The 6,407-nt window shown below is 70.5% G+C and carries 3 protein-coding genes; all 3 read left to right on the top strand.

Annotation, left to right across the window (positions count from 1 at the left end):
* Positions 1-26 precede the first annotated feature (26 nt).
* Positions 27-3,641 carry a type I polyketide synthase gene (locus tag ACZ4NB_RS38585; protein WP_467667730.1) on the top strand — a complete coding sequence of 1,205 codons (3,615 nt, stop codon included), beginning with the start codon at positions 27-29 and terminating at the stop codon, positions 3,639-3,641.
* A gap of 123 nt (positions 3,642-3,764) precedes the next feature.
* Positions 3,765-4,664 (top strand): proline iminopeptidase-family hydrolase, encoded by a 900-nt coding sequence (locus tag ACZ4NB_RS38580; protein ID WP_467667729.1) that lies wholly within the window; start codon positions 3,765-3,767, stop codon positions 4,662-4,664.
* A gap of 50 nt (positions 4,665-4,714) precedes the next feature.
* On the top strand, positions 4,715-6,407 hold a 1,693-nt coding region (locus ACZ4NB_RS38575), incomplete at its 3' end, for a type I polyketide synthase (protein WP_467667728.1).

The raw sequence follows: 6,407 nt of genomic DNA, 5'->3' as shown, positions 1-6,407 counted from the left end.
TGCAGTGGGAGCGGTTGTATGAGGGGGTGGCTGCGCGGCGGGTGGAGTTGCCGACCTATGCCTTCCAACGCCAGCGGTACTGGCTCACCACACCGACAGCTGGTGGCGCCCCCTCGTCGCTCGGTCTGGATTCTGCCGAACACCCCCTGTTGGCAACGGTCGTCGAGAGTGCGGACACAGGCACGGACACGACCACCTTCACCGGCGTGCTGTCGACCGCGACACATGGCTGGCTCGCCGATCACACCGTGGGAGACGTGGTGCTCTTCCCGGGAACCGGATTCCTGGAGCTGGCTCTCAGAGCCGCGGACCAGGTGGGCTGCGTCCGTATCGACGAGCTGACACTCCAGGCGCCCCTTGTCCTGCCCGACCAACATTCGGTGCGGCTCCAGGTCGTGGTCGCCGCCGCCGACGCGGACGGCCGACGCCCCGTCTCGGTGTACGCGCGCCCCGAGAACGCCCCCCACCTGCCCTGGACCCAACACGCGACCGGCCTCCTGTCACCGTCACCGGACGGACATGGCATCCGGGACCGCGATGCCTCGGGCGCATCCTGGCCGCCGCCCGGCGCGACGCCGATCGACGTCGACGGCCTCTACGACGAACTGGCGGAGGCCGGGCTCGGCTACGGACCGGTGTTCGCCGGGCTGCGATCCGCCTGGCGACTCGGCGAGGACGTCTACGCCGAGGTCGCACTCCCCGAAGAGGCACAGGTGGAAGCACAACGCTTCGGACTGCACCCCGCGTTGCTGGACGCCGCCCTGCACTCCATCGCGCTGAGCGGTGCGGCCGGGGCGTCGGCTGCGTTGCCGTTCTCCTGGAGCGGAGTGGAACTGCACGCCTCGTGCAGCACCGAACTGCGGGTGCGGCTACGTCCCGTCCGGGACGGCGAGGTCGCCCTGGAGGCCGCGGACGCGTCCGGACTCCCGGTGGCGACCATTGAGTCGCTGTCGCTGCGGGAGGTGTCGTTGGAGCGGCTGGCCCCACCCGGAACGGCGCCGTCCCCCGCGCACGACGCGCTGTTCGAGGTCGCCTGGGGGCGGGCGGCCCGCCCGGCGCAGCCCCCGGCCCTCTCCACGGTTCCCTGGGAAGCGCTGGCACCGGAGGACGCGGTACCGGAGGCGGTGGTACTGCGCTGCGGTGGCCCGGCTGACCCCGACACCGTTCGGTGCGAGACGCACCGCGTGCTGGAGGTGCTCCAGGCATGGCTGGTCGAGGAGCGGTTCGCGAAGTCGACGCTGGTGGTGGCGACCAGGGGCGCTGTGGCGGTGGACGGGGAGGAAGTGAGCGATCTGGCCGGGGCCGCCGTATGGGGGCTCGTACGCTCCGCGCAGTCGGAGGAGCCGGGCCGGTTCGTCCTGGTCGACCTCGAAGACGACAGTTACACCGCCGGCCCTGACTCCGACGGCACCCACGGGGACACCACCGGCATCCAGGGGGACATCACCGGCACCCACGGGGACACCACCGGCTCCGGCGGATCCGCGACCGAGCTCGCCGCGGTGCTCGCCGCGGCCCTCGCCGTGGAGGAGCCCCAGGTGGCCGTACGCGGCGGTATGCTCCACACTCCCCGCCTGGTCCGCGTCGACGCCAGACACGAAGACGCCGACGCCAGGCAGGAAGTGCAGGACGTGCAGGAAGTTCAGGACGTGCAGGAAGTGCACGAAGGCACCGCCGGTGTGCCGCCCTTCCGTGGTGAGGGCGAAGTACTGGTCACCGGTGGCACCGGTGGCCTCGGCCGGCTCGTGGCCCGCCATCTGGCCGCCGAGCACGGTGTACGGAAACTGCTGCTGACCAGCCGTCGTGGTGCGGAGGCGCCCGGCGCGGCCGACCTGGCGGCGGAGCTGGCAGGGCTGGGCGCCGAAGTGGAGATCGTGGCGCACGACGTGGCCGATTGGGACGCTCTGGCGAAGCTCCTGGCGGGGCGCCGGCTGTCGGCCGTGGTGCATGCCGCCGGTGTGCTGGAGGACGGGACCATCGGTTCGCTGACCGCTGAGCGCATGGATACGGTGCTACGCCCGAAAGTCGACGCGGCCTGGCACCTGCACGACCTGACCCGCGACATGGACCTGTCCGCCTTCGTGCTCTTCTCGTCGCTGGCCGGAGTGCTGGGCGGACCGGGACAGGGCAACTACGCGGCCGCCAACGCGTACCTCGACGCACTCGCCCTGCACCGCCGTGCCCAGGGCCTGCCCGCCCAGTCACTGGCGTGGGGCCTGTGGGACCAAGCCAGCTCCATGACCGGGACGATGGGCGACGAGGACCGCGCACGACTGGCACGCGGCGGCGTACGCCCGCTGTCCACCCAGGAGGGCCTGGAACTCCTCGACACGGCGGTCGGGCTCGACCGCCCCGCACTTGTCCCCGTCCGGCTGGAGGTGAGCGGGGCGGCCGCTGCCGAGCTGCCGGAGATGCTGCGGGATCTCGTACCCGTGACCCGCCGCCGCGCCACCAGGGGGAACGCCAAGTCGCTGCGTCGGCGGCTAGCCGGCCTCCCCGCCGAGGATCAGGAGCGGGAGGTACGCCAGCTGGTCCTGGCCGGCGCCGCGGCAGTGCTGGGGCACAGCGATCCAACGGCCGTCGACCCGGACCGCGGCTTCCTGGAATCGGGCTTCGACTCGCTGACCGCGACCCAACTGCGTGCCAGGATCAATGACGCGACCGGACTGCGCCTGCCGCCCATGGCGGTCTTCGACAGCAAGACCCCCGCCGAACTGGCCCGGCGCGTACTCTCCGAACTCGCCGCCGACGACACCGCCACCTCCGGCGTCCCGAGCCCCGGAGCCGGTACTGGTGGTGCGGACACCCTGACCACACTGTGGCGTGACGGCGTCCTCTCGGGTGACGTCCCCGGAGCCTTCGCGATGCTACGAGCCGTGGCCGACCTGCGGCTGCAGTTCACCACGCCGGAGGAGTCGGCACGACTCCCCGAAGCGGCCGCGCTCGCCGTCGGCGGCACACGGTCCCCCCGGCTCATCTGCGTCTCCACGCCCATGGTGGCGGGCGGTGTGCACCAGCACGCCCGACTCGCCGCACACTTCCGAGGACGGCGGGACGTATCCGCCCTGCCCCTCCCCGGGTTCGGGTTGGGGGAGAACCTGCCGCGCACGGCCGAGGCCGCCGTGCGTGCGGTGGCCCAAGGAGTGCTGCGCACGGCAGGCGACGAGCCCTTCGTCCTCGTCGGCTACTCGTCCGGCGGCGTGCTCGCCTACGCGACGGCACACCACCTCGAAACGGCCATGGGTGTCGCACCGGCCGGTGTCGTCCTGCTCGACTCCTACGCCGTAACGGACCACGGCATGCCATCCGGATTCGAGCACCTCACCTACCGCATGCTGGACATGGAAACAGAATTCGGCCCCTACGACAGCGCACAGCTCTCGGCGATGGCACGCTACTTCCACTTCCTGCCGGAATTCACGCAGAAGGGTGTCCGGGCGCCGGTCCTCTTCGTCGGCGCCGAGAAGTCCTTCATCCCGCAGGAGGCGGAAAACGGCGACGCGGCGGAATTCCCCAAGGCGCGCCCCTGGGACGCCTCGCACACCTTCGCACCGGCCGCCGCCAACCACTACACCCTGGTGGAAGATGACGCCGAGGACACCGCGCGGATTATCGAGGACTGGCTCGGGTCCCTCTCGTGAGCCGCGCGGCAAGCGAGGGAGCAACGGCGAGTAGGGGTGGCCGCCGCAGCTTAGGGGCTTTCCCGGCGCATCCCGGCCCATAGTGTCGTCCCCAGTCGTGTCGAGTGGATTGGGGTGATTGCGTTGACACCGGCTCCCAGCGCCAAGGGCACGGTGCCATTCGGTGAGTACCACACGTGGTACCGGGTCACAGGGGAACTCGACTCCGGCCGGCCCCCGCTCGTCGTGGTGCACGGTGGACCTGGCGCCACCCACGACTCGCTGCTCAACCTCGCCTGCCTCGCGGAGGACGGTCGGCCCGTCATCCACTACGACCAGATCGGCAATGGCGGCTCCAGCCACCTCGCGGACCGCGACGAGGCCTTCTGGACCGTCTCCCTCTTCCTGGACGAACTCGACAACCTGCTGCACAGGCTGGGCGTCTCCGACGACTACGTGCTCTTCGGCCACTCGTGGGGCGGCATCCTGGCGGGAAAGCACGCCGCCGCGCGCCCCGCGGGGCTGCGCGGACTCGTGCTGGCCGACGCCCCGGCCTCGTACCCGCTGTGGCTGCGGGAGATGGAAGTACTCCGGGCGCAACTCCCGCCCGGCGTCGACGAAACGCTACGGCGGCACGAGGCGGCCGGGACCACGGACAGCCAGGAATACCTGGAAGCCATGATGGTCTTCTACCACAAGCACGTCTGCCGACTACAGCCCTGGCCGCGTGAGTACCTGGCCACCTTCATGGAGATGTACAACGACCCCACGGTCTACTTCGCCATGAACGGGCCCAGCGAATTCCATGTGACCGGCACCCTGCGGAACTTCTCGATAACCGACTGCATCGCCGCCATTGCGGTCCCCACGCTTCTCATCTCGGGCCGTCACGACGAGGCCACCGAAAAGGTCGTCCAGCCGTACCACGATCTCATCCCCGACGTGCGCTGGGAGATGTTCGAGGATTCCAGCCATGTGCCCAACCTTGAGGAGCCGGAGCGGTTCCAGGAGGTCATGCGCGACTTCCTGAAGAGCCTCGGCTGATACCCCAGTACGCCGCCCCACCCGATCAAGCAGCTAAGGACAGGTCGACTGTGGACGCATCCGTCGAGGAGATCGTCGAGGCTCTCCGCAACGCGCTCGTGGAGAACGAGCGACTGCGCAAGCAGAACAACAGGCTGACCTCGGCCGCTGCGGAGCCGATAGCCATCGTGGGGATGGCCTGCCGCTTCCCCGGTGGCGTCGCGTCCCCCGAAGACCTGTGGCGGCTGGTCGCCGACGGAACCGATGCCGTGTCCGCCTTCCCCACCGACCGCGGCTGGGACACCGAAAGGCTGTACGACCCCGAAGTCGGCAAGCCCGGCAGGAGCTATGTGCGCGAAGGGGGATTCCTGCACGACGCGGCCCGCTTCGACGCCGGATTCTTCGGCATCAGCCCTCGCGAGGCGCTGACGATGGACCCCCAGCAGCGCCTGCTGCTGGAGACGTCCTGGGAAGCGGTCGAGCGGGCGGGCATCGACCCGACGACACTGCGCGGCAGCCGTACGGGCGTCTTCGCCGGGGTCATCTACCACGACTACGGAACCACCGGCGACACCGGGACGACGGGTAACGGCAGCCTCGTCTCCGGCCGAGTGGCGTACACCATGGGCCTGGAAGGACCGGCGGTCTCCGTCGACACGGCGTGCTCGTCGTCCTTGGTGGCGATGCACTGGGCCATACAAGCGTTGCAACGGGGCGAGTGCTCGATGGCGCTGGCCGGTGGTGTGACCGTGATGTCCACCCCGCAGACGTTTCTGGAGTTCAGCGCCCTGAGGGGCCTCGCACCCAACGGCCGCTGCAAGCCGTTCGCCGCCGGCGCGGACGGCACCGCCTGGGGCGAGGGCGCCGGCATCCTGCTGCTGGAGCGACTGTCGGACGCGCGGCGTGGCGGCCACCCCGTGCTCGCCGTCGTCCGTGGCAGTGCGATCAACCAGGACGGCGCGTCCAACGGCCTCACCGCCCCCAGCGGCCCCTCCCAACAGCGGGTGATCCGCCAGGCGCTCAGCGTGGCAGGACTGACTCCGGCCGGCATCGATGCCGTCGAGGCCCACGGTACGGGCACGAAGCTGGGCGACCCCATCGAGGCCCAAGCGCTGCTCGCGACCTACGGACAGGACCGGCTGGAGGACCAACCGCTGTGGGTCGGCTCCCTGAAGTCGAACCTGGGCCACACCCAGGCGGCGGCCGGAGTCGCCGGTGTCATCAAGATGGTCGAGGCAATGCGCCACGGCGTCCTGCCCGGCACCCTGCACCTGAGCGAACCCTCTCCGCATGTCGATTGGTCCGCCGGAGCGGTGCGGCCGTTGGCCGAGAGCCGGCCCTGGCCCGCGACCGGGGACCGGCCCCGCCGCTCCGCGGTCTCCTCCTTCGGCGCCAGTGGCACCAACGCCCACGTACTCCTTGAACAGGCACTCCCTGCCGAACCCGACGACAGGACCACCGAACCGGAGACGGACCAGGGGCCCCTCCCCGCACCGCTTCGCGTACCGGTCCTCGTACCGGTATCGGGAAGGAGCCACGAAGCCCTCAACGGCCAGGCACGGCGCCTGCATACGTTCGTGGCGGCGCACCCCGAGCAGAGCGTCCCGGACATCGGCTACTCGCTGGCCACCACACGTGCAGCCTTCGAGCACCGTGCGGTGGTGGTGGCCCAGGGCCGTGAGGAGTTGCTGACTGGTCTGGAGGGGCTGGTGCGCGGAACCGCACCGGCGGGCGTGGTCGAAGGCGTCGACTCCGGCGGCAGGA

It is taken from the genome of Streptomyces sp. NPDC026575 (assembly GCF_055567415.1).
The sequence above is the reverse complement of the archived record's forward strand: the minus strand, read 5'-3'. Positions and strand labels throughout refer to the sequence as shown.